A 26738-nucleotide genomic window follows, 5' to 3' on the forward strand; every position below is an offset into this window, starting at 1 on the left:
CTGGGATGGACAAGCTGGACTGCATGCGCGCCTTTGCCGCCGTGGCGGCGCAAAGCTCCTTTACTTCCGGCGCACGGCAGCTGGGGATCAGCACCAAGCTGGCCAGCAAGTATGTCGCCCGGCTGGAGGAGCAGCTGGGCGCGCAGCTGCTCAATCGCACCACCCGCAAGGTGACGCTGACCGATACCGGGCGGGCCTATCTGGAGCGGTGCCTGCCGCTGCTCGCGCAATTCGACGAGCTGGAGGACGTGGTGCAGCTGCGCCAGCAGGAGCTGGCAGGCCCGATCCGCATCACCGCGCCTACTGGTTTCGGCAGCCGGGAACTGGTGGAGGCACTGCAGCCGTTCCAGCAGGCGCACCCCAAGGTGTTGGTGGAGCTGGTGCTGTCCGACCGGCATCTGCCGATGCTGGAGGAGGGGGTCGATTTGGCGGTGCGTTTTGGCGCCCTGAAGGATTCGACGCTGGTCGCCCGCAAGCTGTGCGGCATGCGGCTGGTGGTGGTGGCCTCGCCCGGCTATCTGGCCACGCATGGCGAACCGGCCGAGCCGGAGGCGCTGGCCACCCACAATTGCCTGCTGCAGATGACCTCGCCGCAGCCCGATGCCTGGGTCTTTGGCCAGGGTGCTGCGCAACGGACCGTCACCGTCAGAGGCAGCTTCCGCGCCAACTCCCCCCGGGCGGTGGCGCATATGGCCGCCAGCGGGCTCGGCATTGCCCGCTGCCCGCATTACACCGCGCTGCCGTTCCTGCGCGACGGCAGGCTGCAAGTGCTTTTTGAACAACAGGAAACTGACCCGGCAACGCTTTACGCCGTTTATCCCTCCAGCCGCCACCTGACGGCGCGGATCCGGGCACTGATTGATCATCTGGCAGGTTGCTTTGGACAAGGCTTTTCAGCCTGAGAACCTGCTGCTTCTTTCTGGTGACCAGTACCCCGGGGAGCGCGAGGGGCCGGCCCCTCGCATCTGCAGCAAGGCCATTATCATGCATCTGCAGCAATTCGGGCAACAATATTGCCCTATATATTTTATGCTTGAAATATATATTCAAGCCTGCGTAGGCTGATCCCGAGGGCTGGCGCAAGATCAGCCGCGACGATGCCGGCTGCGGCGGGTCTTGGCTTCTGCCGGGGCGGCGTTAAAGTCGCAAGCATTTGATCAAGAACCCAGGCCCCCAAGGGCCGGTCATATTCTGGGAGGAAAGACGTAATGAAGACCATTCGGATGCTTGCAATGGCGGCTGCGATTCCGGCGCTGGCTGTTGCAGCACAGGCGGATACCAAGATCGGTATGATCACCACATTGTCCGGCGGCGGCGCCGGGCTGGGCGTGGATGTGCGCGACGGTTTCATGCTGGCGATCGAACAGGATGGCCGCGAGGGTGTCGAGGTGGTGATTGAGGACGATCAGCGCAAGCCCGACGTGGCGGTGCAGATCGCCGACCGGATGATACAGTCCGAGAAGGTGGACATACTAACCGGCATCATCTGGTCGAACCTTGCGATGGCGGTGGTGCCTGCGGCAACCGCGCAGAACGTGTTCTACCTGTCGCCGAACGCCGGCCCCTCGGCGCTGGCGGGCAAGCGCTGCCACCAGAACTATTTCAACGTCGCCTGGCAGAACGACAACCTGCACGAGGCCGCGGGCGCCTATGCCAACGAGGCAGGGCTGAAGAACAGCTTCATCCTGGCGCCGAACTACCCGGCGGGGCAGGACGCTCTGACCGGCTACAAGCGGATGTATGGCGGCGAACTGGCGGGTGAGATCTACACCAAGCTGGGTCAGACCGATTATGCCGCCGAAATCGCGCAGATCCGGGCGTCCGGAGCCGACTCGGTCTATTTCTTCCTGCCCGGCGGCATGGGGATTTCCTTCCTCAAGCAATATGCGGGCAGCGGTGTGGACCTGCCGGTGGTGGGACCTGCGTTCTCGTTCGATCAGGGCATCCTGCAGGCGGTGGGTGACGCCGCACTGGGGGTGAAGAACACTTCGCAGTGGAACAAGGATATCGACAATGAGGCCAACGCTGAATTTGTCGCTTCCTTCCAGGAGAAATACGGCCGTCTGCCGTCGCTCTATGCCAGCCAGGGGTTCGACACTGCCAATCTGATCCTGAGCGCGCTGGACAAGGCGGAGGTGTCTGATCAGGACAGCTTCCGCGCGGCGCTGAAAGCGGCGGAGTTCGCATCGGTTCGCGGTGATTTCAAATTCGGTGACAACCACCACCCGATCCAGAACATCTATGTGCGTGAGGTGATCAAGGAAGGCGACGTCTTCACCAACAAGATCATCGCCACCGGCCTGAGCGATCACGCCGACGCCTACGCGGCCGAGTGCAAGATGTAAGACCTGACCCGGACGGGGGCGCCTGAGGTGCCCCCGCACACGGCAAGACTTCCCCTTCGGAAAATCAAATGACGTATATTCTAGTTCTGGAGCAGATCCTGAATGGGCTCCAGCTCGGGATGATGCTGTTTCTAATGGCAGCCGGGCTGACGCTGGTGTTCGGGGTGATGGGGCTGATCAACCTGGCCCATGGCTCGCTTTATATGGTTGGCGCCTTTGCCGCCGCGGCGGTGGCGGGCTGGACCGGATCGTTCCTGCTGGCGCTGATCGCAAGCCTGGCCGCCGCTGCCGCCGCGGGCGCGCTGATGGAGCTGGTGGTGATCCGGCGCCTCTACCGGCGCGACCATCTGGACCAGGTGCTGGCGACCTTTGCGCTGATCCTGATTTTCTCTGAGGGCACACGCTGGCTGTTCGGTTCTTTCCCGCTGTTCCTGGACGTGCCGTCCTACCTGTCGGGGCCGGTGAGCCTGCCGGGGGGTATTCAATATCCGCTGTACCGGCTGACGATCATCTTGATCGGCTTGGCCATTGCCGCCGGGCTTTTCCTGCTGATTGCGCGCACGCGCATCGGCATCCAGATCCGGGCGGGCGAGGCCGACCGGGAGATGATTGCCGCGCTTGGCGTTGATATTTCCAAGCTCTACACGCTGGTATTTGCGCTCGGCGCGGCGCTGGCCGGGCTGGCAGGCGCGCTGGTCGGCGCGATCCAGTCGGTGCAGGTCGGCATGGGCGAGCCGGTGCTGATCCTGGCCTTTGTGGTGATCGTGATCGGCGGCATCGGCTCCATCAAAGGCGCGTTGGCCGGGGCGCTTCTGGTGGGGATGACCGATACGCTGGGCGGTGTGTTCCTGCCGCAGCTGTTTGCAGTCTTCATGGACCCGGCCAGTGCGGCCTCTGCCGGGGCGTCGCTGGCCTCGATGCTGATCTATATCCTGATGGCGGCGATCCTCTTGGTGCGCCCCTCTGGCCTTTATGGAGGGAGCGCATGATGCTGACGCGCGAGAGCCTGCTCAATTGGGCGATGATTGCGGCGCTGCTGGTCGTGCCGCTGGCCGCCTGGAGCCTGGATGAGCCGTTCATCATTACGCTGGCGACCAAGGCCGCGATCCTGGCGCTGGCCGGGGTTGGGCTGAACATTGCCCTAGGGCTTGGCGGGCTGATCAGCCTGGGCCACGCAGCGTTTTTCGGGATCGGCGGCTATGCCATGGGCATTCTTGCGGCCCACGCCCAGAACTATGAGCCGCTGTTTGAATGGCCCTTCCTGTTTGAGGGCAGCAACCAGATGCCGCTGATCTGGCTGGTGGCGGTAGTGTTCAGCGCGCTTGCGGCGCTGGTGATCGGCGCGCTGTCTTTGCGCACTTCGGGCGTATATTTCATCATGATCACCCTCGCCTTCGGGCAGATGCTCTATTACTTCGCAATCAGCTGGAGTGCCTATGGCGGCGAGGACGGGCTGTCGATCTGGGTGCGGAATGAATTCCCAGGTCTCAACACCCTGGATCCGATCCAGTTCTTTGCCATTGCCTATGTCATCCTCTGCCTGGCGCTGGTTTTCGCGGCGCGGCTGGCGCGCTCACCCTTCGGGCTGGCTTTGGCGGCGGCGCGGCAGAATGAGGACCGGGTGCAGGCGGTGGGCCTCACACCGTTCGTCTTACGGCTGACGGCCTTTGTGATTTCCGGCGCCATCACCGGGCTGGCGGGGGCGCTGTTTGCCGATTTGAACCGGTTCGTCAGCCCGACCATGCTCAGCTGGCACACCAGCGGCGAGATCATGATCTTTGTGATCCTCGGCGGGGTCGGGCGGCTTTACGGTCCGGTTGCCGGTGCCGCGCTTTATATTCTGCTGGAGCATCTTCTGGGCGGGATCAGCGATTACTGGCAGATTTTCCTAGGCGTGCTTCTGCTGCTCATCGTGCTCTTTGCCCGCGGCGGGTTGATTGGAGCGCTGGCTGGACGGGAGAAGGCACATGGCTGATGTGGTTCTGAAAACCGATAGGCTCAACAAGTGCTTTGGCGCGCTGAAAGCAAGCAGCGATGTTTCCCTGGACCTGCGGTCCGGAGAAATTCACGCGCTGATCGGGCCGAACGGGGCGGGCAAGTCCACTCTGATCAAGCAGATCGCGGGCAACCTAGTGCCGGACAGCGGCACGGTCGAGCTGCTGGGGCAGGATGTGACCGCGCTGGATACGGTGGCGCGGGCGCGGATGGGGCTGGGGCGGACGTTCCAGATCTCCGCACTGGCGATGGAATACACGGTGCTGCAAAACGCGGTGCTGGGCGCGCTTGGCGGGCGGGGCCGGGTCTTCCATTTTTTCCGCAATGTGATGAAGGACCCGGAACTGCTGGAGCAGGCGCGCGACGCGCTGGAGCGGGTCGGGCTGACGCAGGACGCAAACCGCCGCACCGCCGACCTGTCGCACGGCCAGCGCCGCCAGCTGGAGGTGGCGGTGGCGCTGACGCTGAAGCCCAAGTTGTTTCTGATGGATGAGCCGATGGCGGGTCTGGGCACTGCGGGGTCCAAGGCGCTGACCGGGTTCCTCGATGGCTTGCGGCAAGAGGCTCCGATTCTGCTGGTGGAGCACGACATGGATGCGGTCTTTGCCCTGGCGGACCGGATCAGCGTGCTGGTCTACGGCCAGATCATCGCCACCGGTACCGCGGATGAGATCCGCGCCAATGCCGAGGTGCGCCGCGCCTATCTGGGAGAGGAGGATGCCGCATGAGCCTGCTGTCATTGCAAGGGGTTGAGGCCTCCTACGGCCCGGCGCAGGCGCTGTTCGGCGTCAGCCTGGAGATCGGCGAGGGCGAGGTGGTGGCGCTGATGGGCCGCAACGGCATGGGCAAATCCACCACCATCAAGACGATTTGCGGGATGCTGGCGGCCTCCAAGGGGGAGCTGACGTTCGACGGCCACGACCTGCGCCAGCTGCCGTCGCACAAGGTCGCCCGGCTGGGAGTTGGTCTAGTGCCGGAAGGCCGGCGCTGTTTCGCGCCGCTGACGGTGGAGGAGAACCTGATTGCCGCGGCCTGTCCCGGCCCTTGGGATATGGCCAAGGTGGCAGAGCTGTTTCCGCGGCTGGAGGAGCGCCGGACGCAGGCTGCCGGATCGCTTTCGGGCGGGGAGCAGCAGATGCTGACCATCGGCCGGGCTCTCATGACCAATCCGCGGCTGCTGATCCTGGACGAGGCAACCGAAGGCTTGGCGCCGGTGGTGCGGCAGGAAATCTGGGCTGCCATTGCCCGGCTGAAGCGCGAGGCGGGTCTGTCGATCCTGGTGGTGGACAAGTCGCTGAAGGAGCTGTCTGCCATCGCCGACCGGGCGGTGATCCTGAACAAGGGCAGCAATGCCTGGGTGGGCCGGATTGCCGAGCTGCCTGCGGATATTGCGGACCGGTTCCTGGGGGTCTAGGTGAGAGGTCTGTAATGATACTTATGTTAAGTTTGATCCGTTTCCCCGCATTGTGAATTTCCCCCGGCTGATGCCGGGGGAACTATGTTCAAGCGCTCATTCGGTGCGGTTCTCTGGCGAACTCTTGGGCCGGGGCTGAACCGCTGCCGCCCAGGTCAAAGCGGCCAACAACATCCGTCAGGCTTTGTGATTCATTCTGCAAGAGCTGGCTGGCTGCCGCGGCTTCTTCGGACATGGCTGCGTTCTGCTGGGTCATATTGTCCAGCTGATGCATGGCGCCGTCGATTTTCTCCAACCCTTCGGACTGGATGCGGACGCCGTCAGCGATTTCAGTCACCAGCCCGGAAACGGCTGAGACCTGCTCGATGATGCTGGTCAGCGCATCGCCTGCGCGGCCCACCATGGCAACGCCATTGGCAACGTGTTCTTCACTGGCGGAGGTCAGCCCCTTGATCTGCCCTGCGGCATTGGAGGCGCGTTGCGCCAGTGCGCGCACTTCAGAGGCGACCACGGCAAAGCCTGCCCCGGCGGGACCCGCTCGGGCGGCTTCGACGCCCGCGTTCAGCGCCAGAAGGTTGGTCTGGAAGGCAATGTCGTCGATCATGTTGATGATCTTGGAAATCTCCGCCGAGGCTTCCTGAATCTGATCCATTGCCGCCACCGCCGAGGTTACTACATCGGTGCTTTGCTCTGCCTCGCTGCGGGCGCCGCGCATAGTCTCGTCCATCCGGCCTGCCCGGTCGGCGGTATTGCGGATGCCACCGGTCAGCTCGCGGATGGCGCCTGCGGTTTCTTCCAGTGTCGCTGCCTGGCTCTCGGTGCGATGCGCCATCTCAGTTGCTGCGCCGCGCTGTTCTTCTGAGAAACGGCCGACGTTTTCTGCAGCATCGACAACCTCGCCCATAGAGCTGCGCAGGCGCTCCAGGCTGCGGTTGAAGTTTTCCCGCAGGGTTTCGTAATGCCCGTCGAATGGCGCCTGGATGTCGCAGGCCAGGTTGCCGCGCTGCAGTTCTGACAGGGCCGCGCTCATGCTTTCGACTACGGCGGCGGTATGGCGGGCAGCCTCTACTTCGCGGGCTGCGGCCTCATCGGCGTCCTTCAGCTTGCCGCGGAAGGTGTCGAGGCTGCGGGCCAGATCGCCAAGCTCATCACCGCGGGCGAGGCCCTGGATTTCAGAATTGTAATCTGCATCGGCCAGCGCATTGGTGGCTTCGCGCAGAGCGTGGATCGGACGGGTGACGCTGCGCGCCGCCAGCCAGGAAACACCGATCGCGGCCAATAGCGCCGCGCCGATCATGGCAGCCGCAATCAGGCGGATACGCTCGACAACGGCAAAGGCGGTATGTTCGTCGGTTTCCAGCACCAGCGACCAGTCGAATCCGGGCAGGCCCAGCGGCATTACCTGCGCAATGGCGCGTCCGCCCATTGAGGAGGCGACACCTTCGAACTGGCCTGCCTCGCGCGACTTGGCGGCCTCGATCTGCGGTGATCCCGTAAGTTTCTGCAGTGCCGGAAACAGGCCCACAACGGAGGACGGGCTGCGGGCTACACCGTCGCTGCTAACCACATAGATGTTCTGATGGGTGCCGCCGGACAGGTTGCTGGTCAGCGCCTTGACGACGCCATCGGTGCCGAGCTGGATGGCAATCACCCCGGCGATCTTACCATTCTTGGCAAACACTGGTGCGGCCATAAAGGCTGCGGCGTCCGGACTGTGGCTGTAAGCGGAAAAATCTGCCACCGCGATTGTGCCTGCTTCTGCCTCCAGCGCTGCCTGGAACACCTGCGACAGACCGCTGTCAGGCGCTTCCTGAACACCGGTCATGAAATCGTCCTGTTTTTTCACCGAATAGACCACCTGCCCGGCGGGGGTGATCAGATACAGGTCCTGATAACCGTTGAGGCGCAGGCTTTGCAGGAAAGTGGGGTGATAGGTGACATGCGACTGGTTGTAGTAGGAACCGTCGCCCGCATCTGTCAGCTCCTCCCGCCGGTCCTCAGCGTTGGGGTTTCCGGCGGCGTAGGTCTGCTTGAGATACGCAACCGGGTCGTCTTCCTCGACCATGCCGATCACCCGCTCGAAATTGCTGATGGCGCGGAACACCGCAGGCTGCCCTGCCAGGCTGGAGAGGTCGGAACGCGCAGCCTTGATCAGGAAGCCAAGCGCCTGGGCGCCGGATTTGGCCTCGATCTTCTGGGCGGCAAAGGCGTTTTCTCGGATGCTGCGCTCTGCCATGGAATAGACCAGAACGGACACGGTGACGAGAAACACACCCGTCAGCGCAACCATGATCAGCGGCAGTTTCAGTTTCAGCGGCAGTTTCGTTAGTCGGGGCATTGGCCAGGGTCTCCTGCAGTCTGCGGCGCCCGGTCGCACCGGGGCCTGAAGGAGTCATAGTCTGGAAAGTCCTGATAAAGTGTGTACCGCAAATAGGCCGCAAATGAAGTTTTCCGGAATCTTTGCGTATTTGATGCCGCAAATTTGAATCGTGTGCCAATCCGGCCGGAAAGATGCCTGAAGCACTTATTTTTAAGGCCCTGCTAGAGCGTTGAGTCAGGAAATGCGCTGCGGGAATGACGCAAACTGTCAGGTCTGAACATATTCACATTCCGTAGTTTTGCATCCGCAAGACGTTCGCTTTAGCCGGCCGCCGGCAAGGCCCGTGGCGGGTTTTCAAGTTGTCATTCATGTTAAACCAAACCAAAAATCACTCATGGACAAAAAAGACCGTGAAATTCTGAGGCTGATACAGGCCAATGCCCAGCTGACCGCTGAAGCGATCAGCCAGGAGGTCGGCCTGTCAGCGCCCGCGGTGCAGAAACGGCTGAAGAAGCTGCGTGACACCGGGGTGATCGAAAGGGAAATCGCGATCCTGTCGCCGTCCAAGATGGGCCGGGAGATGACGGTGATCGTGCAGGTTGTGCTGGAGCGTGAAAGCCGGATGCATCTGGACGCCTTCAAGCGCAAGATGCGCAAGGCGCCGCAGGTGCAGCAGTGTTACTACACCACTGGAGAGGCGGACTTTATTCTGATGGTGATTGTGAAAGACATCAAGGAATACGAAGCCTTCACCCAGGAGTACTTTTTTGATGAGTCCAACGTCAGCCGGTTCACATCTTCTGTGGTGATGGACCGGGTCAAGGTGTCGCTGGACATCATTTGAACAGTTTCGGCTCAGGTCCGGGCAAGTAGCGCATCGGCCGCCGGGAGGGAGTGCGCGGCGGTCAGCGTGTCCAGAAACAGCTTGGTGATGCGGTTCACCGCAGGGCGTCTGCGGGTGACAGCCGCAAATTGGCTGCGGTAGCGGATCTCCTCGGGCAGCACTGCTTTCATCAGTCCTTTTCGGATATAACCCTCGGCCATATGGTCCGGGAGGAACCCCAGATAGCTGCCGGACATGATGAGGATCGCCAGTGCCTGTTCATTCTGCACTTTCGCGGCGCGGCGGAAACCCAACGTCTGACCAACATGCAAGTTAGGGGAGTTCACCCGGATTCCCGCATAGTTCATTGCCTGCACATCCGACAGGCTCAGAGCGGATAGGTCGCGGTCCATGAACGGGTGCCCCTTGCCGCAGTAAAGGAACATGTTTTCACCATAAAGCGGCATGTAATCAAGGCTGGGGGACGGCCGGTGCAACGCAAGAATGCCAATGTCGAGCTGGCCGCTGATCACCTTGGTTTCGATCACGTTGGGCGGCTCCAACGATAAATCGATTTCCACCGCGGGGGCGGCTTTGTTGAAGGCCCGGATGCCGCCCGGGACGAAGGCTTCCGGATTTGAGGCGCATTGATCGAACAGCGCAATCCGGATGGTTCCGGCCAGTTGCTGCTTGATTTCATTCACCTCGGCGCGGAAATCCGCCACAGAGATCAGCAGCCCTTCGGCGGAGCGCAGCACCTTGGCGCCATCGTCTGTCAGGGAAAACCCCGCAGGCCCCCGGTTGCAAAGCTTCAGGTCCAGCCGCAGTTCAAGGTCAGCAATGTATTTGGAAATCGTCGATTTGCCGATGTTCAGTTCGCTTTCGGCGGCAGCCAGACCACCACTTTCGGCCACTGCCTTGAACACGCGAAGTAATTTCAGATCGGCGTCTGCGACATGTTTGAGATGGGTTTTGCGGGCCATTTTAAAGTTCGATAAATGTGAAACCTTGAGCTCAATAGTTTACATTCTAGAAACATAGAACGCAATGTAGCCTCCCGCAGACCAAGGCTGGAACCGGCTGGCAGATGTGCTGTGGAGGGCGCGCCGCCCCGGACCTTGGGACCCAAGATGACAATACGGGAGGAAGTTATGTCATTTCTCAAGAAGGTCTGCACGCTGACTGCGGCCGTTTCTGCTGCCGCAATGCTGACCACCGGCGCTGTTTCCGCCAAGAACTTCAAGATCGCCGTGGGTGACGGCGCTGGCAGCTCGCAAGAAGGCACCGGCAAGTTCTTTATCGAGGCGCTGGAAGAAAAATCCGGCGGCAAGCACACCGGCACCATGTTCCTGAACGGCCAGTTGGGCTCTGAGCAGGACACCGTGAACGAGGCCGCAATCGGCACCTTGGACATGTCGCTGCTGGCAATCAACAACGTCACGCCGTTCTCGCCGACCGTCGGCGTGTTCACCCTGCCTTATGTGATCCTGTCGCTGGAAGATGCGGAAAAGCTGACCCAGGGCCCGATCGGCCAGGAGCTGACCGAAAACACCATCCGGGACGCCGGCGTGCGTATCCTGGCCTGGACCTACACCGGCTTCCGCCGTCTGACCAACTCCAAGAAGCCGGTCACCACCGTGGCTGACCTGCAGGATCTGGTCATCCGCGTTCCCAAGAACGAAATCATGATCGAGACCTACAAGTCCTGGGGCATCAACCCGACTCCGATGGCCTGGTCCGAGACTTTCACCGGCCTGCAGACCAAGGTTGTTGACGGCCAGGACAACCCCTACACCACCATCAACGCGATGAAGTTCTACGAAGTGCAGGAATATGTGACCAACCTGCGCTACATCTTCTCGATCGAGCCGCTGATCGTGTCTGAGGCAGTGTTCCAGGACCTGTCCGAAGAAGACCAGCAGATCCTGATCGAGGCGGGCAAGGAAGCGACCGTGAAGTCGGCTCAGTTCCTGCGCGACATCGAGGCCCAGATCAAAGAAGAACTGCTGGCCAAAGGCATGCAGATCGATGATCCGGCAAACGACGAAGCCGAGTTTATCAAGCTGGCGACCGAGGCAGTCTGGCCGCAGTTCTATGACTCCATCGGCGGTGTCGAGAAGCTGAACACCGTGCTGACCACCATTGGCCGTGATCCGGTTCAATAAGACTCTGACAGACCTATAAAAATAACGAAGCAGCGCCGCGGCGCTGCTTCGCACAGGGGAGGAGTGCATCATGTTCTGGAAATTCCTGGAAAATATAGAAAGCTATATCTGCCGAATATTGCTGTCCGGCTTTGTCATTCTGCTGTTTGTGCAGATCGTTTCGCGCGAGGTGTTCGGCCATTCGTTTTCATGGATCGAAGAGCTGTCGGTCTACATGTTCGTCTGGTTCGTCTACTTTGGTGCCAGCTATGCCGCGCTGAAAGGCGCGCATAACCGGGTCACCTTCCAGTTCAAGTTCCTGCCTGCGGGCTGGATCAAGTACATTGAGGCCTTTGCCGACCTCTTCTGGCTGTTCTTCAACTGCTATTTCCTGTGGCTGGCCACCGATTTCGTCTTCAACAAGATGAACAAGTTCTGGAAGTCGCAGACCTTGGGCATTGAGATGAAATACATCTACATGGTGCTGCCCATTGCCTTTGCGCTGATGACGATCCGCATTTTGCAGGTGAATTACCGCAAGCTGATCCGCGGCGAAGATATCCATGATCCAGACCAGATCGACCTTGATGAAATCAAGGCCGCCGCTGGCGTGGACAAGCGCACGTAACCGGGAAGGGACAGGACTATGGAAACCGAAATCGTCACGATCCTGTTTGGATCCTTTCTTCTTCTGCTGCTTCTGGGCGCTCCGATCACCGTTGCGCTGGGGGTGTCGTCGCTGCTGTCATTCCTCTATCTGGATGAAAACCCGATCAAATTTGTGCAGATCGCCTTTACATCTGTCGGCTCCTTCCCACTGATGGCGCTGCCTGCATTCATTCTGGCAGGCGCGCTGATGGAGGCTGCGGGGATATCCAAACGGCTCATTAACGTGGCCGAAAGCCTGGCTGGGCCATTCACCGGCGGCATTTCAGCGGCCACCGTGATGGCCTGCCTGTTCTTTGGTGCAATCTCCGGCTCCGGCCCGGCCACCACGGCGGCAGTCGGTATGCTGATGATCCCGGCAATGATCAACCGGGGCTATGAGAAGGGTTATGCTTCTGCGGTCACGGCGTCCTCCGGCGGTCTGGGCATCATCATCCCGCCGTCGATCCCGATGGTGATCTTTGGTATCGCAGCCCTGGGCATGGCGCCGCCGCCGGAAGCGGTTGAGAAATTCGGCACCTTCCAGTCAGTGTCGATCTCGAAACTGTTCATTGCAGGTTTCGTGCCAGCCTTCCTGATTGCCACAAGCCTTTTGATCCTGAACTTCTTCATGTCGAAGAAGCGCGGCTACAAGGGTTCTGCCGACGGCTGGTCGATCCGCAATGTCGGCTGTGAGATGTACCGCGGGTTCTGGTCGCTGATGGCGCCGCTGGTAATCCTGGGAGGTATCTACACTGGCTTCTTCACCCCGACCGAAGCGGCCATCGTGGCGATCTTCTATACCCTTGTGATTGGTGTCTTCATTTACCGCGAACTGACCTGGTCGTCGCTGTTCCAATCGCTGGAGGCCACGACCTGGCTGACAGGGCGGGTGCTGCTGATCCTGTTCACGGCGACGGTGTTCGGCCGCCTGCTGGTGGAAAACCAGATCCCGGCAATGATTGCTGACAGCATGCTGAGCTTTACTCAGAATCTCTATGTGATCTGGGCGCTGATCATCTTCTTCCTGCTTTTTGTCGGCATGTTCATGGAGACGCTGGCAACCATCCTGATCCTGGTGCCGGTGATGCTGCCGGTGGCCTATTCTGTGGGCATCGACCCGATCCACTTTGGCGTGGTGATGGTCTGCACCTTGGGCATCGGCTTCCAGACGCCGCCTTTGGGGGAGAACCTGTTCATTGCCTCTGGCATCTCGAACATCTCGATTGAGACGATTTCGCTGCGGGCCCTGCCCTTTGCGGCTGTGAACACGATTGCGATCTTCATCATCGCCTTCTTCCCGGAAATCTCGCTGTGGCTGCCGCGGCTGTTCGGCTACTGATCTGAAAGGAGACTGGCATGAAACCGATGATCACAAACATCCTGTTTGCCACCGACCTGTCGCACAACTCTACCTTGGCGCTGCGCCATGCGGCCAGCCTGGCGCATGCGACAGGAGCGGAGATCCACGTGCTGCATGTGAATGAGCCGATCTCAGAGGATGCGCGCATCACGTTTGAGATGTTCGTGCTGAACGATGAAACCCGCAAATCCGCGGCCAAACGGCGGCATGAGATGGTCAAGCAGATGCTGGCCGAGCGGCAGGCGCGGTTCTGGGCATCTTTTGAAGGCGACGAGGCCAAGATCCGCGATCAGGTCACCTCTGTCGAGGTGACCGACGGCCACCCGGCAGAGGTGATCCTGCGCCGTTCGGTCGAGTTAGGGTGCGACCTGATCGTGCTGGGGGCCCATGACCACGGGTTCTCCCATACGTTTCTGGGCACTGTGGCCAAACGGGTGCTGCGCCGCTCGCAGATCCCGACGCTGGTGGTGCCCTACCAGAACGGCGAGGACGAGGACTGATCCTCCCCGCAGGCGGTTTCCCCTGGCCGCCTGCAAAGACCATCCCTGCAACAGGTGTCAGCCCTTTGCAGGGATGGTTCTGACGTCCGGGTGCAGGTTCTTGTACGGGAACCCGCCCAGATCACAGGGAAACACGCCCGGGGCCGCTACCGGAAAAACGGCGCTGCCAATGGGCTCAAAGTCAGCGCGGAAATGGGCAGTGCTTTTCACGCAGACCGTGCTGAAGGCCGCCGGGGCCAGCCCGATATGGGTGAAATGCGCCAAGTCGAGGCATTGGTTGCGGATGCTGGTAACAACCAGGGTGATGTCTGCGCTTGTCCCATGCAGCCGCAGCGCCGCTGCGGGACCCAGCTCCGCTACTCCGCCGCCATACATCTCACCGCTATAGCGGCAGCGGCCATCGCCAAGTGCCAGAACCTCGAACTTTGCTTCAAACGGCTGGTCGCCTTCTGCGCCTGAGCGTCCGCCAAGTGCTGTGCGGAAGATGCCGCCCTGCCCGGCTTCATGCGCCGCGGCGGCGGTTGCGGGGTCATGGAACAGTCCCATCAGAACGCCTTTTGCGCCTGCCTGTGCCAGTGCCGACAGCAGTCCGGTGGTGTCAGAGGTGCCGCCTGCGCCCGGATTGTCCTGCACATCCGCCAGCACAATCGGCATGCCTGCGCGCGGCTGGCAGGCAATCTCCGCCGCTTGCTGTGGCGTCAGCATCGGGTGGCTGAAGTGCGGTTCCAGCTCGGTAAACAGCCTGGCGATATGGTCCGCGGCTTGTGCCGCGGGGCCAGAAGTACGGGCATAGGCCACGCAAGAGGGCCGCGTATCCGGGAAATCCGCTGCGGTGAACCCCAGCGCGATGTCCGCCAGCACGCCCGCCTGCTCCAGAGGCGGCAGCGCGGCATAAAGCTCCCGCGCAGGTGTGGCGGTGGTGTATTGCGCATGCAGCGGGATCAGGCAGTCCATCTGCCGGAAAGCCTTGTGCAGCCTGTCGCCCGCCAGAAGGTGCTGCAGCACCGGTACACAGCGGGCGCCGGTTTCCGCCATGTCGAGATGCGGATAGGTGCGGTAGATGGCGATGTAATCGGCCCGTTCCACCGACGCCGCAGAGATATTGGCGTGCAGGTCGAGGCTGACCACGATGGGCAGATCCGGCCCGGCCCACGCGCGCACCCGGTCTAGCAGCTCCCCTTCGCCGTCGGGGTGGCTTTCGGTCACCATCGCACCGTGCAGTTCCAGGAAAATGCCATCAAGCGGGCCTGCCGCCTTAAGGCCTTCCAGAATTTTGGCACAGACGGTTTCAAAGGCCTCATCGGTGACATGCGCTGACGGCTCCGCTGCGCACCACAGGATGGGGACGAGGTCCATCCCGGCCCCCGCTGCGGCCTCGGCAAAGCCTGCGATGGGCAGGTTCATGCCGCGGGTTTCGCGGATCACTTGCTCACCTTGCAGCATGGCTGGCCAAGAATCCGCCATCTCGAATTCTGCCAGCCCGGCCTTGGTGGTGCCGAAGCAATTGGTTTCATGCTGAAAGCCTGCAATGGCAATCCGCGGTTTGGCCTGCATTGTCACTGCTCCTGCGTCCAGACGGTCTGCCCGCGGCGGATGGTGCGGGTGACTGTGGTGGTCTCGATCTGGTCCGGGTCGTCCAGCGGATTGCGGTTCAGAACCGCGAAATCCGCCAGCTTGCCCGGTTCGATGGAGCCACGGGTGTTTTCCTGGAAGACTTGCCAAGCGGCGTCGATGGTCTGGGCGCGCAGGGCCGACAGGGCGCTGATCCGCTGCGCCTCACCAAGCCGCCGCCCGCTGGCGGTCAGCCGGTTCACCGCGCAATGGGCCAGGTGGATGGGTCGCGTCGGCGTTACGGAGGCGTCGTTGTGGATGGTGTAGCGCACGCCAAACCGTTCAGCGGAGGCGCAGGGGGAAATCCGCTCTGCCCGCTCCGGCCCCAGGAAGGTGTCGTAATGGCGGTCGCCCCAGAAATGTACATGCGCCGGGAAGAAGCTGACGGTGATGCCAAGCTTTGCCATCTGCTGCAATTGGTCGTCGCGCAAGGCTTGCCCGTGGATGATGGTGTGGCGGTGATCTTCGCGGGGGTTGGCCTCCAGCGCGGCGGCCACTGCATCAATGAACATCTGCGCGCCTGCGTCGCCGTTGCAGTGGCAGTGGATTTGAAAACCCAGGTCGTGCAGCTTTTGGACCTCCGCCCGGTGTTCGGCGGCATCCGCGTATGACATCCCGCAGGGGTGCGCCGGGTCCACCGGCTTGTGATAAGGCGCGCTGAGCAATGCGGTCTGCAACTGGAACGCCCCATCGGTGAACAGCTTGCGCGGGCCAAGTGTGAAATGCGGATTTCCGGGCCAGTCCAGCGCATCGGGGCCGCGGCTCAGCTCCGGCTCTAGTTCTCCGATCGGCAGCAGCATCAGGTCGTAGCCGGGATCCTGATCAGCAGGCAGCGAGGCGAAATGCTCCAGCATCTGCCGTGTGGCCCAGGCGTTCTGGGCGTAGGTGACGCCATACGCCAAGTACTCGTCGCGGCAGCTGTCGAACCCGGCCCAGAAGCGGTCGCGGTCGATCAGGAAATCGGTATCGCCCATCTCCCCCATCGCTGACAGGCCTTCGATCAGCCCGGTCAGCGCGCCGGTGTCCGGGTCGCGCCCGAAACGCCCGCCCAAGGGATCGGGCGTGTCCCGGTTGACGCCGCGGCGCTCCAGCGCCAGCGAATTGGCAGCGCCGTTGTGGCCGGAGGCATGAATGACCCAGACGGGATGCTCAGTTGAGACACTGTCCAGCTCGGCGCGTGTCGGCATCCGGCCTTCGGCAATCGCGGTGTTGTCGAACAGCACCCCCATCACCCATTCCCCGGCAGGGGTTTCGGCTGTCTTGGCCCGCAGCCGGTCCAGCGCGGTTGGGATATCCGGGCAGTCGCCGCTGGGGGCAGAGGCCAGGTTGACCCGGAACAGCCGGATGAAGCCGGGATCGGGAAAATGCCCGTGCGGGTCGATGAAGGCGGGGATCAGGGTCTGGCCCCTCAAATCCACCTCATCGGTGCCCGCAGGCATCCGCGCGCGCAGGTCCGCCTCAGCGCCAACAGCGCGGATGACTTCGCCTTCGGTCAGCACCGCCTGGGTGCAGGAATCGGCCGCGTCCATCGTCAGGACAGCGCCGTTGAAATACAATGTGCTGGTCATGGTCTTTCAGATGTTGAGAGGTTTCGAGCGAAAGGCCTTCAGCCCAAGGGTGCCAGGCAGCGCAACCCGTGGCCGTTTTCGACCTCCCATTGCGGGGTTTGACTGCAGATCTCCTGGGCAAACGGGCAGCGTTCGCGGAATTCGCAGCCTTTGGGGCGGCGCAGCAGGCTGGGCGGCTCGCCTTTCAGCGCGATGCGCTCCAGCCGGGCGTCGGGGTCGGGTTCCGGGTTCGCGGACAAGAGGCAGCGGGTATAGGGATGGCGCGGCTCCTTGAAGATGGCCTCGGTGGTGCCTTCCTCGACCAGCCGGCCAAGGTACATGATGCCCATCCGGTCGGCCACATGGCGCACGACGTTCAGATTGTGGGTGATGATCACCATCGCCAGCCCCAGCCGTTCGCGCAGGTCGTTCATCAGGTTCAGAAGCTCTCCCTGCACCGACACATCGAGGCCCGCGGTGGGTTCATCCGCCAGGATCAGCTTGGGTTCCAGCGCCAGCGCGCGGGCGACGCCGACCCGGCGCGCCTGCCCTCCGGACAGCTGATAGGGATAGCGGTCGGCAAAATGCGCAGGCAGGTTCACCATCTCCAGCAGGCGCCTGGCCTCTGCGTCCAGATCGCGGTCCTTCATGCCCTGGATGCGATAGGGTTCGGTGATCAGGCTGCGGATCGTCAGGCGCGGCGACAGGCTGCCGACCGGATCCTGGAACATCATTGCGATGTCCTTGCGCAAGGGGCGCAGTTCGCGTTCCGAGGCACCGCGTATCTCTCGCCCCTCGAAGGTGACGGAACCCTCCTGCGCCGGCGCCAGACCGGCAATTGCGCGGATCACCGTGGTCTTGCCGGAGCCGCTCTCACCCACCAGCGCGTAGGTCTCGCCCTGCTCCACGGTGAAGCTGACACCGGCGAGCACATTGACCGGGCCATAGCTGGTCTTGAGGTCTTTTACATCCAGCAGGCTCATTCTGCGGCCTCCTTGTGGTTCAGCCAGCAGGCAGCGTGGTGACCGTTCTTGAGCTGATCGAGCGGTGGGACTTCCGCTGTGCAGCGCGGCATCGCCTGGTCGCAGCGGTCGCGGAAGATGCAGCCGCCGGGCAGGTTGGCGAGGTCCGGCACCTCTCCGGGGATCGTCGGCAGCACGCGGGCGCGCTCCTTGATGTGGCCCGGGTCGCAGTCGATCAGGCGGCGGGTGTAGGGGTGTTTGGGATCGTGGAAGATCTCGCGCACCTCGCCGCTTTCGACCACGGCGCCCGCATACATCACCACCACCCGGTCGCAAAGCTCTGCAATCACCCCCAGATGGTGCGAAATGAACAGGATGGCGCAGTTGAATTCCTGTTGCAGCTCCTGCAGGCGCTCGATGATCTGCACCTCCAGCGTGGCATCCAGCGCCGTGGTCGGCTCATCCGCGATCAGCAGGTCCGGTTCCGACATCAGCGCCATGGCGATGGCGATGCGCTGGCGCATGCCGCCGGAGAATTCGTGCGGAAACTGCGCCAGCCGCGCCTCAGGGTCAGGGATGCCCACCGCGCCGAGCATCTGCGCTGCGCGGGCGCGTTTTTCAGCCTTGGACGCTTTGGAGCGGTGCTGGATATCCAGCATCTGCTGGCCGATGGACAGAACCGGGTTGTGGGTCTGCATCGGGTCCTGAAACACGATGGAGATATCGGCGCCGCGCAAGTTCCGCATCTTGCGTTCGGGCAATTGCAGCAAGTCTTCGCCCTTGAACCGCACCGCGCCCTGACGGAACCGGGTGTTCGGCGCGGTCAATCGCAGAATCGAGGAGATCAGGGTGGACTTGCCGCAGCCCGATTCCCCGACGATGCCGACAATCTCGCCCTTGCGCACATCAAAGGAGATATCGCGCAGGGCCTTCAGATCACCGCGGGCGGTCTCATAGTCAACGCTGAGGCGGTCGATTTCCAACAAGCTTTCAGTCATCGCTGTTTCCTCAATTTGGGGTCAACCACGTCGCGCAGGGACTCGCCCAGGAAGGTGAAGCCAAGGGTTGCCAGGATGATCGGCAGCCCGCCGCCCACCACCAACCAAGGGGTTTGGCGGATCAGCGAATAGCCGTCCTTCAGCAGTGCGCCCCAGCTGGGTGTCGGCGGTTTCACCCCGAGGCCGAGGAAGGACAGCCCCGCCTCCAGCGCGATCACGGTGGGAATGTCCATCGCCGCCAGCACCGCCAGAACGCCGACGATATTGGGCAGCATGTGCACGCCCAGAATACGCTTCATGCTGGCACCCATGGAGCGTTCGGCCAGGATGAACTCGGAATTGCGCAAGGTCAGCGTCTGGGTCCGCGCCACCCGGCCATAGGTCGGGATCGAGGTCGCCATCACCACAAACACCACAGTTTGCAGGCTTGGCCCCACCAACGCGACCACCGCCAGGGCAAACATCACGGTGGGAAAGGAGCGGATGGTGTCAAAGAACAGCATCAAGAGGTTGTCGAGCCATTTCGGCCCGTAACCGGCGATCATGCCCAGCGTCAGGCCAATGGCCATGGCGCCGAAGACAGCCGGCAGGGCAACCTGCAGCGCCACCTGGCCGCCCGCAATCACGCGGGAAAACGTGTCGCGGCCCAGCTGGTCGGTGCCCAGAAGATGGGTCCATGACGGTCCCTGAAGCCGGTCCTTGATGTTCATGCCAACCGGATCGAAGGGCACGATCCAATAGGCAAAGATGGCGCAGAACACGATGGTGCCGACGATGATCAGCCCCATCAGCCCCAGCGGGTCGCGGGCGACGCCGTGGATGATCTGGCCCAGTTCGGAACGGGATTTTGCCATATCTCACGCCCTCCTTATGCTGCTGTGCGGGCGCGGGGATCGAGCCAGGCGTTAATCAGGTCGGCCAGCGCGGTGGAGACCACAAACAGGCCGGTCGAGATCAGCACCGATCCCATCACGATCGGGTAGTTGCGGGTGGTGATGCTGTCGATAACCAGCTTGCCAAGGCCGGGGCGGGCAAAGACGATTTCGGCAAAGACGGCAGAGGACAAAAGGAAACCCATGCCGACGCCGATCACCGTGACCACCGGCAGGATGGCGATGCGCAGCGCATAGACCATCACAACCCGGCGTTCATGAATGCCAAAGGCGCGGGCGGTGCGGATGTGGCTCTCGCCCATTACCTCCAGCATCGAGGCGCGCACCAGCCGGGCGATATAGCCGACCCAGCTGAGGCCGATGGCAAAGGCGGGCAGCACCAGGTGGTCAAGGCGGCCCCAGAAACCCTCGCCTGCGCCGATGGCCGGGAACCATTGCAGGTTCACCGCAAAGATCAGCAGCGATAGCAGCGCGACCACAAAGGCGGGCGCGGCAACGAAGCTCACCGAAATGGCCGCGGTAATCCTGTCGATCAGCGTATTGGGGTGCGCGGCAGCATAGGCGCCAAGCGCGATGCCCAGAGTGGCGGACCAGGCGATTGACCCCAGGATCAGCCACAGGGTGTGCGGCAGCTGTTCAAAGACAATGGCCGTCACCGAGCGGCCCGAGAACACGTCGATCCCCAGGTCGCCCTGCATCAGGTTGCCGTAGAAGATCAGCAGCTGTTTCCAGATAGGCTGGTCCAGCGCCAGTTCCGCCGTCAGCCGCGCCTGCAGCTCTGGCGTGGCGCGCGGGCCCAGCATGATCTGGACCGGATCGCCGGGCACGGCGCGGATCATCAGGAACATGACGGTGACCGCCACGATCAGGATCAGCAGTGCCAGCCCGAACCGCCGGATTGCATAAAGTAACATGGCCGCATGGCTCCCTTGTCTTCGCTGTGCGGATGAAAACGGCACGGCTGCGCCGCATATTGCAGCCGTGCCAGGTCAGGCCCGGGGGGAGGACCGGGCCTGCGGGGAGTGTCAGGCCTTGCCGAAGTAGCGCAGCAGTGCCAGCCCGTCGGGCCGCAGCGCCGGCACCACGCCAGCCGAGTGGATCACCGGCGTCGCCTCATGGGTCAGGAAGCGGTAGGCGCCGCTTTCCTCCATCAGATCCTGTGCCCGCCGGTACATCTCGTCTCGTTTCGCCTGGTCGGTCAGCTGCGAGGCCTCGGCATGGATCTTGTCGAACTCGTCGTTGCTGAACTGCTCCCAGTTCCAGTGGCCGACCTGTTCGGTGGTGAACCAGGAGGTCGCGTAGTAGGGATCAGGGGTCATCGAGTAGCGGTTCAGTACCAGCTGCAGATCCTCGTTGTCGGCGCTGGCCCAGAAGGCCCCGGATTCCAGCACGTTGACCTCAACCGTGATGCCGATCTGCGCCAGCGTGGCCTGGATCACCTGGGCGGCAGTGGTGAAGGTGGTCTTGTTCAGCGTGTCGAGCTTCAGCGTGACGTTGGTCTCACCGGATTCCGCCAGCAGCTCCGCCGCCTTGGCAAAATCGGCCTGCGGTGGAACCAGCGATTGCGGACGGTGGCCCGCCAGGCCCGGCGCGATGATGCCGGTCGAGGGCTCGACGGCACCGAAATAGGCAGCTTCCAGGACCGAGGGCACATCAATCGCGTGCTGGATCGCCTGACGCAGTTTCTTGTTCTGCAGCTTGGGGTGGTCCAGGTTCATGCCGAGCCATGCATAGTACAGCGACGGGTACTCCAGCAGCGTGCCGCCATTGGGCACACCAGCGCGGTAACGTTCGACAGAGCCCAGCGAGACACGGGTGAAATCCAGTTCCCCGGCTTCAAACGCGATTTCGGCGGTGTTCTCGTCGTCGATCGGCAGAATCTCGATGGTGTCCCAAGCGGGAGCTTCGCCCTTCCAGTTCGGGTTGCGCTTCAGCACGGTCTTTTCCTTGGGCGACCAGCTGTCGCGCAGGTAGGGGCCGGATTCCGCCAGCGGATCGGTGGTTGCCTTGCCGCCCGCGGCCTCCCAGGCCTTCTTCGACACGATGTTGCCGGTGATATAGGGCAGCGCAATGGACCACAGCGGCGCAAAGGGTTCCTTCAGCACGATGGTGCCTTCCCGCTCGCCGGTCACTTCGACGTGACTCAACGGGCCCATGTCGGGTTTGTTGGGGCTGTCGGTCGCCTCGTCCACGATTCGCTCAAAGCTGAATTTCACGTCCTCGGCGGTCATCGCGCCAAAACCGTTGGTGAATCCGATGTCGTCACGCAGCGCGAACTTGATGTGGGTCTCGTCGCCCTGCTCGATCATCGCGGCGGCATCCATCTGCCAGTCCCATTCGCGGCCCGGCTTGTACTGGATCAGCTTGTTGTAGATCGAGGCATGGATTTCCTCGTCGATCACGCCTTTGGAAAACGCCGGGTCGATGCTTTGCATGTCGCCGTAGGAGCGCACCCGCAGGGTGCCATCCTCTGCCGCCATGGCGCGGCCGCCCAGCCCCATCGGCAGCGCCGCCGCCGCCCCCAGCGCCGTGGCGCCCTTCAGAAATCCGCGGCGTCCCAGCGCCGTCTTGGTCCATTCGATCTTCATTGTGTCCTCCCTTGGATCAGATCAGCTCCGCCTGAGCTCCTCCGCCTGCAAGCACCTCTCGGGGGCAGCCCCCGGCGGGCCTTTTTGCTGGTATTCTGGTTCCCCTGGCTCAGACGGCTTGGCACCAGAAGACGCCTGTTTCGCGGAACGTGGAATTGTGCAAACATGCGCGAAGCAGCGCGGTTTGCATCACAGCCGCGTCACTTTGCGAAGGGAAATGGGCGGTGTCCGAAAATTTTTCAGAAAACCTGCGTTCGCTCTGCGCCGAACACGGCAGCATTGCCCAGATCTGCCGCGAGGTTGGAATCAACCGTCAGCAGTTCAACCGCTACCTAAACGGCTCCAGCCTGCCCGCGGCTCACAACTTGCGCCGGATTGCCCGTTATTTCGACATTCCGGAAGCGCGGCTGTTTGCTCCGCAAGCGGAGTTCGAGGCACAGCTCAGCGATGCAGCGCGCTCGTCACCGCCGGGTCCAAGCGACAGTTTCCTGGAGCCGTTCCGCGGCCAGCAGCGCAATCTGAAGCGCTATCTGGGCTTTTATCATGCCTATTTCCGGACGCCCTCCTGGGGTGAGGGGATCTTCTGCTCCCTGACCCGTTTCTACGAAAAGGATGGGTTTATCCTGTCGCGCAACCTGGAAATCGCTCATGATCCGGAGCAGAGCATCCGGCAAATCTCGCGCTACGAAGGCATGGTGACCCAGCGTGGAAACCGGCTGTTCATCACCGAGCATGAGCGCGCCCATGAAGGCAGCGTGGCACAGACCATCCTGTTTTCCGCCCACCGGCAGCAGCTGAAATACTTGCGCGGCATGACAATGGGGTTGGCCTGGCGCCCCTTCCCGCGGCCCTATGCGGCCAAGGCAATCTGGAAACGGCTGGATGAACGGGTCTCGGCACGCGAGGCGATTGCCGCCTGCGGCGTCTATCCGGTGCGGAGCACCCGGATAGACCCGACAGTGCGGAACTATCTGGCGACACCGGACAAGGAGGATTACCCGGAGATGTCCGGCAGCGTGCTGCTCTGAGCAGTTCTGCCCCGCAAACGCCCCTGCGGGCCGGGCAAAACTTTTATGTAAAAGTTTTGGCAAATTCCTTGGCCAGGGAATTTGGCCCGGGTCATTTCAGCGGTTTGTCTCTTCCAGGGCGTCCTCATCCTGCTCAGGCATTTCCTCGATCAGGCGTGTCTCCAGCAGCTGTCCGTTGCGGTAGAGCACGGGGGTGGCGACGGCGGCGATGTGGCTGTTGAACTCGCGCAGGGCCCGCAGCGTCTCCAGGTGGATGTCGGAGGTCTCGAAACTCTCCCGCCCGCCGTTTTGCAATCGGCTCAGGTGGCGCTTGCGGCTGTCATGCTCCATCCGTTTCAGCTCGGTCTTCTCCAGGCTCAAGAGCCGGGCGCTTTCCAGATCGTCGGAGATCAGCACATTGGAGGCCAGCTGCAGATTGGCCTGGATCGCCTCATGCATGCGGGTGATTTCCAGCCAGCCGTCCTTTGAAAAGCTGAGGCCCTTCTTGTTCATTTCGCCTGCCAGCACCGTCAGGCGCCGCGCCACCACGTCGCCCGCGGTCTCCAGCCGGATGGCGTATTCCATCAGGCTGCGGGCGGTCTTCAGCTCCGCCTTGCTGAACGCCTCTTCCGGGATTGCGGCCACATAGCGGCGGATGCCGGAGAGGCAGGCGTTGACCTCATCATCCATCCGCTGCACCGCCCTGATCTGCTCCTTGCTGCCGCCCTGATACAGCTCCAGCACCGGGCGGAACATGGCGCCGACCTGATCGGCCATCCGCAGCAATTCGCGCTTGAGGTTGGCCACCGCCTGGGCCGGAGAGCCGTAGCTGCCCTGCTCCAGCGCGCTGGCCGCCCGCCCCGGCGCTGCGGTTCCGGCCTGTGCGGGCTCGGGAAAACTGCGCATGAACAGCCCCTCCAGCGGGGTGCAGACCGGCAGCGCCAGCAGCAAGAGCGATGCGTTGAAGGCGAGATGCGCATTGACCAGCATCTGGCCGCCCTGCGGGTCACCCAGCCAGCCCTGGCGCAGCGCCAGATTGGCGCCGAACAGGCAAATCACCGCCCAGGTGCCGCGCAAGGCCAGGTTGGCATAGGGAATGCGCCGCGCCTTCAGCGCCATGCCGCGGCTGAGCCAGACCGGAATGAAGGCAGAGCCGAAATTGGCCCCCAGCACCAGCGACAGCCCGGCGGCAAAGGGGATGGCGCCGATCTGCACCAGGGTGACGCACATCAGGATCGCCGCGACGGAGGAATGCATCACAAAGGCCAGTGCGCCACCAACCAGGAAGGCGGTGATATAGTCGCGCGCCAGATAGCCCGCCACCGCAGGCAGAAAGGCGCTGTCGCGGATCGGGTCCATTGCCTCGCGCAGAAAGCGCAGCGAAATCAGGATGAAGGCGACACCCATCAGGATCCGCCCCAGCTGGCGCGCCTTCTTGGCCTCGGTCTTGACGAACAGGTAGCCGCCGACCGCCAAAAGCACCGGCACCAGCCAGTCGAGCTTGAACGACAGGATCTGGATGATCAGCGCCGAGCCGAGATCGCCGCCCAGCACAATCGCCAGCCCGGCGGGGAAGGCGAGATAGCCGCTGGCGGCAAAGCCGGAGGTCAAGAGCGCCACCGCGGCCGAGCTTTGCAGCACAATCGCCAGGATCAGCCCCATCAGCCCCGCCTGCAAATGGCTTTGGCGCCCAGTCAGCAGCCGCTGGAACGAGGCACCGTAGCTGCGCTCAATCCCGGTCCGCACCATCCGAACCGCATAAAGCAGCAGCATCGTCGCACCCGCAAGGCTGATCAGAAAAGTCAGTATTGCCATATGGTTATCCTTTGATCAGCGCCAGCATCTCGGCGTGCAGCGCAGGCGTAGCTGCCGCAACCACCCTGCCATCAGATGCCAGATCCAGCGGCTGGCCGTTCCAATCGGTGATCATCCCTCCCGCGGCCTCGACCACTGCCGATACGGGCAGATAGTCATAAGGCTGAAGGTCATAGTCGATCACCGCATCCACATGCCCGGCCGCCAGCAGTGCATGCGGGTAGCAGTCATAGGCGAAACGCCGGGTCTGGCCCGCCTGCATCAGCCGGTTGAACAGCTCTGGATGATCGCGGTGGATCTTGTCGCCTTCATTCACATAGAGGACCGCTTGGTCCAGCCGGGTCTGTTCCGACACATGGATGGACTGCCCGTTCAAGGTGGCACCCTGGCCGCGCACCCCGAGATAGGTTTCTCCCAGCGCTGGCATGCCGATCACCCCTAGCTGCGGCACGCCGCCCTGCAGGAAACCCAGCAGGAAACCGAACAGCGGATGCCCCGACAGGAACGAGCGGGTGCCGTCGATCGGGTCGATGATCCAGACCTCCGAGCGATCCGAGCCTGCAAAGCCGTGCTCCTCGCCAAAGATGCCGTGGTCCGGGAAGTGCTGCTCCAGATAGGCGCGTACCTCGCTCTCGACCGCCTTGTCGGCTTGGGTGACAGGGCTTTCATCTGCCTTGAACTCAATCCCCAGGCGGCCGCGGAAGTAGCCGCGCGCGGCCTCCGCGGCGATCCCAGCGATCCTCATGGCGTGGTCAGCATGGGTTTCTGTGGTGAGCATCGTTGCGGCTTTCCTTCCTGAGGCCGGAGACGTTGGCTCTGCGACCGGATTCACCGCCAGAATTTGTAAAAATGTGGGTTTCGTCAACATAATATCCCAAAAAATGACCGAAAAACCAAAGTTTCGCACCGAGAAAGTGCGTTTTCTGCGCAGCTTTTGGGATTTTGCGGGTTTGATGAGCCTGGATCGGGCTACCCGGCACCCGCCAGATGCCTTGTGGCCATCGAAAACAGCTCCGCCTGCGAAGCGATGCCCAGTTTGGAATAGGCGTGGTGGCGGTGGACCTTCACTGTGCCTTCGGCAATGCCGAGATAGGCGGCGGCGGAGGGGGTTGAATGGCCCTGCAGGATCAGCTGCACGACCTCCCGCTCACGCGGGCTGAGCACACCGGTGCCGAAGGTCTGCATCCGGTCCTCCCAATCCGCAGGCTGATGGGCCGCGGTGGTGTCTTCGCTTTGACCCCACTGGCGCCGGATGGCTGCAGCAATCAGCGTGAAAACTGCATTCAGCCGTTCCGTGTCTGCTGCCTCAAATCTCTGCTGGCGGGCAAACCGGGCCAGGGAGACGATGAACCAGCGCTCTTTCCCGTCCTGCACCAGGATGCCGATTTCATCGCTGATGCTGATCTTGCGGTAGAAGGCACGGTAGTATTCGGAGCGGTAGAATGCCTCTGGCGCCAGGTCCATTAGCCGGTAAGCGCCCGGGGTGCAGCCATTGCGGCAGGCCTGGTAAAGCGGGTCCAGCAGATAGGGGCCACTGGCGTAGAACTCCACCGTGATCGCTGCCTGCAGCTCATCTAGATCCTGATACAGCGGCACCGGCGGCTGCGCGCCCGCGTAATGCGAGATGACCATCGAATCAAAGCTGCAGCATTGCGACAGGATCTGCCGCAGCGCGCCGGGAAAGCGCTCCGTTGCGATGGATTCCGCCAGCGCCGTCATCGCCTTGGCCCAGCCAGCGGGCAGCGGCGGGAAGGTAGTGCCACTCATG

The 26738-nt window shown here is 62.4% G+C and carries 24 protein-coding genes; 12 read left to right on the top strand and 12 right to left on the bottom strand.

What is annotated here, in order from left to right:
* The first annotated feature begins 5 nt into the window (after positions 1-5).
* From GC1_RS21540 to GC1_RS21565, 6 genes are all read left to right on the top strand, one after another.
* Entirely contained in the window at positions 6-902 is an 897-nt protein-coding gene (locus tag GC1_RS21540) for a LysR family transcriptional regulator (protein ID WP_019294608.1), read from the top strand.
* Between the two features lie 306 nt (positions 903-1208).
* Positions 1209-2345: an ABC transporter substrate-binding protein gene (locus GC1_RS21545; RefSeq protein WP_019294607.1), complete on the top strand. Its 1137-nt coding sequence runs from the start codon at positions 1209-1211 to the stop codon at positions 2343-2345.
* Between the two features lie 68 nt (positions 2346-2413).
* Complete coding sequence (locus GC1_RS21550; protein WP_019294606.1) at positions 2414-3334, top strand: branched-chain amino acid ABC transporter permease; 921 nt, start codon at positions 2414-2416, stop codon at positions 3332-3334.
* Positions 3331-4320 carry a branched-chain amino acid ABC transporter permease gene (locus GC1_RS21555; protein ID WP_019294605.1) on the top strand — a complete coding sequence of 330 codons (990 nt, stop codon included), beginning with the start codon at positions 3331-3333 and terminating at the stop codon, positions 4318-4320. The genes GC1_RS21550 and GC1_RS21555 overlap by 4 nt, the downstream gene beginning before the upstream one ends.
* Positions 4313-5068: an ABC transporter ATP-binding protein gene (locus tag GC1_RS21560; RefSeq protein ID WP_019294604.1), complete on the top strand. Its 756-nt coding sequence runs from the start codon at positions 4313-4315 to the stop codon at positions 5066-5068. The genes GC1_RS21555 and GC1_RS21560 overlap by 8 nt, the downstream gene beginning before the upstream one ends.
* Positions 5065-5754, top strand: a complete 690-nt coding sequence (locus GC1_RS21565) for an ABC transporter ATP-binding protein (RefSeq protein ID WP_019294603.1) — start codon at positions 5065-5067, stop codon at positions 5752-5754. The genes GC1_RS21560 and GC1_RS21565 overlap by 4 nt, the downstream gene beginning before the upstream one ends.
* An 88-nt stretch (positions 5755-5842) precedes the next feature.
* Here GC1_RS21565 and GC1_RS21570 read toward each other — a convergent pair whose 3' ends face one another.
* Positions 5843-8092 carry a methyl-accepting chemotaxis protein gene (locus GC1_RS21570; RefSeq protein ID WP_019294602.1) on the bottom strand — a complete coding sequence of 750 codons (2250 nt, stop codon included), beginning with the start codon at positions 8090-8092 and terminating at the stop codon, positions 5843-5845.
* Between the two features lie 376 nt (positions 8093-8468).
* Between GC1_RS21570 and GC1_RS21575 the strand changes: the two genes are divergently transcribed.
* Positions 8469-8918 carry an Lrp/AsnC family transcriptional regulator gene (locus tag GC1_RS21575; RefSeq protein ID WP_019294601.1) on the top strand — a complete coding sequence of 150 codons (450 nt, stop codon included), beginning with the start codon at positions 8469-8471 and terminating at the stop codon, positions 8916-8918.
* 11 nt (positions 8919-8929) lie between these two features.
* Here GC1_RS21575 and GC1_RS21580 read toward each other — a convergent pair whose 3' ends face one another.
* On the bottom strand, positions 8930-9880 hold the full coding sequence (locus GC1_RS21580) for a LysR family transcriptional regulator (protein ID WP_019294600.1): 951 nt from the start codon (positions 9878-9880) through the stop codon (positions 8930-8932).
* A gap of 168 nt (positions 9881-10048) precedes the next feature.
* On the opposite strand from GC1_RS21580, the gene GC1_RS21585 reads away from it, so the two are divergent.
* The 4 genes from GC1_RS21585 (at position 10049) to GC1_RS21600 (ending at position 13549) form a co-directional block, all read left to right on the top strand.
* A complete protein-coding gene (locus GC1_RS21585; RefSeq protein ID WP_019294599.1) occupies positions 10049-11062 on the top strand; it encodes a TRAP transporter substrate-binding protein in 1014 nt (337 codons plus the stop codon).
* Between the two features lie 70 nt (positions 11063-11132).
* Positions 11133-11669: a TRAP transporter small permease gene (locus tag GC1_RS21590; protein WP_019294598.1), complete on the top strand. Its 537-nt coding sequence runs from the start codon at positions 11133-11135 to the stop codon at positions 11667-11669.
* 18 nt (positions 11670-11687) lie between these two features.
* Positions 11688-13028, top strand: a complete 1341-nt coding sequence (locus GC1_RS21595; protein ID WP_019294597.1) for a TRAP transporter large permease — start codon at positions 11688-11690, stop codon at positions 13026-13028.
* A gap of 17 nt (positions 13029-13045) precedes the next feature.
* Positions 13046-13549, top strand: coding sequence for a universal stress protein (locus GC1_RS21600; protein WP_019294596.1), 504 nt, complete (start codon positions 13046-13048; stop codon positions 13547-13549).
* Between the two features lie 57 nt (positions 13550-13606).
* Here the strand turns inward: GC1_RS21600 and GC1_RS21605 are convergent, their stop codons facing one another.
* The 7 genes from GC1_RS21605 to GC1_RS21635 form a co-directional block, all read right to left on the bottom strand.
* Entirely contained in the window at positions 13607-15103 is a 1497-nt protein-coding gene (locus tag GC1_RS21605) for a M81 family metallopeptidase (RefSeq protein ID WP_019294595.1), read from the bottom strand.
* Between the two features lie 2 nt (positions 15104-15105).
* Positions 15106-16728: an amidohydrolase gene (locus GC1_RS21610; RefSeq protein WP_019294594.1), complete on the bottom strand. Its 1623-nt coding sequence runs from the start codon at positions 16726-16728 to the stop codon at positions 15106-15108.
* 38 nt (positions 16729-16766) lie between these two features.
* Positions 16767-17690, bottom strand: a complete 924-nt coding sequence (locus GC1_RS21615) for an ABC transporter ATP-binding protein (RefSeq protein ID WP_019294593.1) — start codon at positions 17688-17690, stop codon at positions 16767-16769.
* On the bottom strand, positions 17687-18667 hold the full coding sequence (locus GC1_RS21620; protein WP_019294592.1) for an ABC transporter ATP-binding protein: 981 nt from the start codon (positions 18665-18667) through the stop codon (positions 17687-17689). The genes GC1_RS21615 and GC1_RS21620 overlap by 4 nt, the downstream gene beginning before the upstream one ends.
* Entirely contained in the window at positions 18664-19521 is an 858-nt protein-coding gene (locus GC1_RS21625) for an ABC transporter permease (RefSeq protein ID WP_019294591.1), read from the bottom strand. The genes GC1_RS21620 and GC1_RS21625 overlap by 4 nt, the downstream gene beginning before the upstream one ends.
* Before the next feature lie 14 nt (positions 19522-19535).
* Positions 19536-20474 (bottom strand): ABC transporter permease, encoded by a 939-nt coding sequence (locus GC1_RS21630; RefSeq protein WP_019294590.1) that lies wholly within the window; start codon positions 20472-20474, stop codon positions 19536-19538.
* A gap of 111 nt (positions 20475-20585) precedes the next feature.
* Positions 20586-22148 carry an ABC transporter substrate-binding protein gene (locus GC1_RS21635; protein ID WP_019294589.1) on the bottom strand — a complete coding sequence of 521 codons (1563 nt, stop codon included), beginning with the start codon at positions 22146-22148 and terminating at the stop codon, positions 20586-20588.
* 224 nt (positions 22149-22372) lie between these two features.
* On the opposite strand from GC1_RS21635, the gene GC1_RS21640 reads away from it, so the two are divergent.
* Positions 22373-23176: a helix-turn-helix transcriptional regulator gene (locus GC1_RS21640; RefSeq protein WP_019294588.1), complete on the top strand. Its 804-nt coding sequence runs from the start codon at positions 22373-22375 to the stop codon at positions 23174-23176.
* A gap of 96 nt (positions 23177-23272) precedes the next feature.
* Here GC1_RS21640 and GC1_RS21645 read toward each other — a convergent pair whose 3' ends face one another.
* From GC1_RS21645 to GC1_RS21655, 3 genes are all read right to left on the bottom strand, one after another.
* Complete coding sequence (locus GC1_RS21645) at positions 23273-24970, bottom strand: Na/Pi cotransporter family protein (RefSeq protein ID WP_039498884.1); 1698 nt, start codon at positions 24968-24970, stop codon at positions 23273-23275.
* A gap of 4 nt (positions 24971-24974) precedes the next feature.
* Positions 24975-25748 (bottom strand): inositol monophosphatase family protein, encoded by a 774-nt coding sequence (locus GC1_RS21650; RefSeq protein WP_019297003.1) that lies wholly within the window; start codon positions 25746-25748, stop codon positions 24975-24977.
* Between the two features lie 191 nt (positions 25749-25939).
* Entirely contained in the window at positions 25940-26737 is a 798-nt protein-coding gene (locus GC1_RS21655) for a helix-turn-helix transcriptional regulator (RefSeq protein WP_019297002.1), read from the bottom strand.
* Position 26738: the final 1 nt, after the last annotated feature.

It is taken from the genome of Leisingera sp. ANG1, assembly GCF_000203975.2.
In the GTDB taxonomy this organism is placed as follows: Bacteria; Pseudomonadota; Alphaproteobacteria; order Rhodobacterales; family Rhodobacteraceae; genus Leisingera.

What these genes read in the sequence shown, in the direction of transcription:
- GC1_RS21540 (WP_019294608.1), top strand. Translation starts at nt 6, where the DNA reads ATGGACAAGCTGGACTGCATGCGCGCCTTTGCCGCCGTGGCGGCGCAA.
- GC1_RS21545 (WP_019294607.1), top strand. Translation starts at nt 1,209, where the DNA reads ATGAAGACCATTCGGATGCTTGCAATGGCGGCTGCGATTCCGGCGCTG.
- GC1_RS21550 (WP_019294606.1), top strand. Translation starts at nt 2,414, where the DNA reads ATGACGTATATTCTAGTTCTGGAGCAGATCCTGAATGGGCTCCAGCTC.
- GC1_RS21555 (WP_019294605.1), top strand. Translation starts at nt 3,331, where the DNA reads ATGATGCTGACGCGCGAGAGCCTGCTCAATTGGGCGATGATTGCGGCG.
- GC1_RS21560 (WP_019294604.1), top strand. Translation starts at nt 4,313, where the DNA reads ATGGCTGATGTGGTTCTGAAAACCGATAGGCTCAACAAGTGCTTTGGC.
- GC1_RS21565 (WP_019294603.1), top strand. Translation starts at nt 5,065, where the DNA reads ATGAGCCTGCTGTCATTGCAAGGGGTTGAGGCCTCCTACGGCCCGGCG.
- GC1_RS21570 (WP_019294602.1), bottom strand. Translation starts at nt 8,092, where the DNA reads ATGCCCCGACTAACGAAACTGCCGCTGAAACTGAAACTGCCGCTGATC.
- GC1_RS21575 (WP_019294601.1), top strand. Translation starts at nt 8,469, where the DNA reads ATGGACAAAAAAGACCGTGAAATTCTGAGGCTGATACAGGCCAATGCC.
- GC1_RS21580 (WP_019294600.1), bottom strand. Translation starts at nt 9,880, where the DNA reads ATGGCCCGCAAAACCCATCTCAAACATGTCGCAGACGCCGATCTGAAA.
- GC1_RS21585 (WP_019294599.1), top strand. Translation starts at nt 10,049, where the DNA reads ATGTCATTTCTCAAGAAGGTCTGCACGCTGACTGCGGCCGTTTCTGCT.
- GC1_RS21590 (WP_019294598.1), top strand. Translation starts at nt 11,133, where the DNA reads ATGTTCTGGAAATTCCTGGAAAATATAGAAAGCTATATCTGCCGAATA.
- GC1_RS21595 (WP_019294597.1), top strand. Translation starts at nt 11,688, where the DNA reads ATGGAAACCGAAATCGTCACGATCCTGTTTGGATCCTTTCTTCTTCTG.
- GC1_RS21600 (WP_019294596.1), top strand. Translation starts at nt 13,046, where the DNA reads ATGAAACCGATGATCACAAACATCCTGTTTGCCACCGACCTGTCGCAC.
- GC1_RS21605 (WP_019294595.1), bottom strand. Translation starts at nt 15,103, where the DNA reads ATGCAGGCCAAACCGCGGATTGCCATTGCAGGCTTTCAGCATGAAACC.
- GC1_RS21610 (WP_019294594.1), bottom strand. Translation starts at nt 16,728, where the DNA reads ATGACCAGCACATTGTATTTCAACGGCGCTGTCCTGACGATGGACGCG.
- GC1_RS21615 (WP_019294593.1), bottom strand. Translation starts at nt 17,690, where the DNA reads ATGAGCCTGCTGGATGTAAAAGACCTCAAGACCAGCTATGGCCCGGTC.
- GC1_RS21620 (WP_019294592.1), bottom strand. Translation starts at nt 18,667, where the DNA reads ATGACTGAAAGCTTGTTGGAAATCGACCGCCTCAGCGTTGACTATGAG.
- GC1_RS21625 (WP_019294591.1), bottom strand. Translation starts at nt 19,521, where the DNA reads ATGGCAAAATCCCGTTCCGAACTGGGCCAGATCATCCACGGCGTCGCC.
- GC1_RS21630 (WP_019294590.1), bottom strand. Translation starts at nt 20,474, where the DNA reads ATGTTACTTTATGCAATCCGGCGGTTCGGGCTGGCACTGCTGATCCTG.
- GC1_RS21635 (WP_019294589.1), bottom strand. Translation starts at nt 22,148, where the DNA reads ATGAAGATCGAATGGACCAAGACGGCGCTGGGACGCCGCGGATTTCTG.
- GC1_RS21645 (WP_039498884.1), bottom strand. Translation starts at nt 24,970, where the DNA reads ATGGCAATACTGACTTTTCTGATCAGCCTTGCGGGTGCGACGATGCTG.
- GC1_RS21650 (WP_019297003.1), bottom strand. Translation starts at nt 25,748, where the DNA reads ATGCTCACCACAGAAACCCATGCTGACCACGCCATGAGGATCGCTGGG.
- GC1_RS21655 (WP_019297002.1), bottom strand. Translation starts at nt 26,737, where the DNA reads ATGAGTGGCACTACCTTCCCGCCGCTGCCCGCTGGCTGGGCCAAGGCG.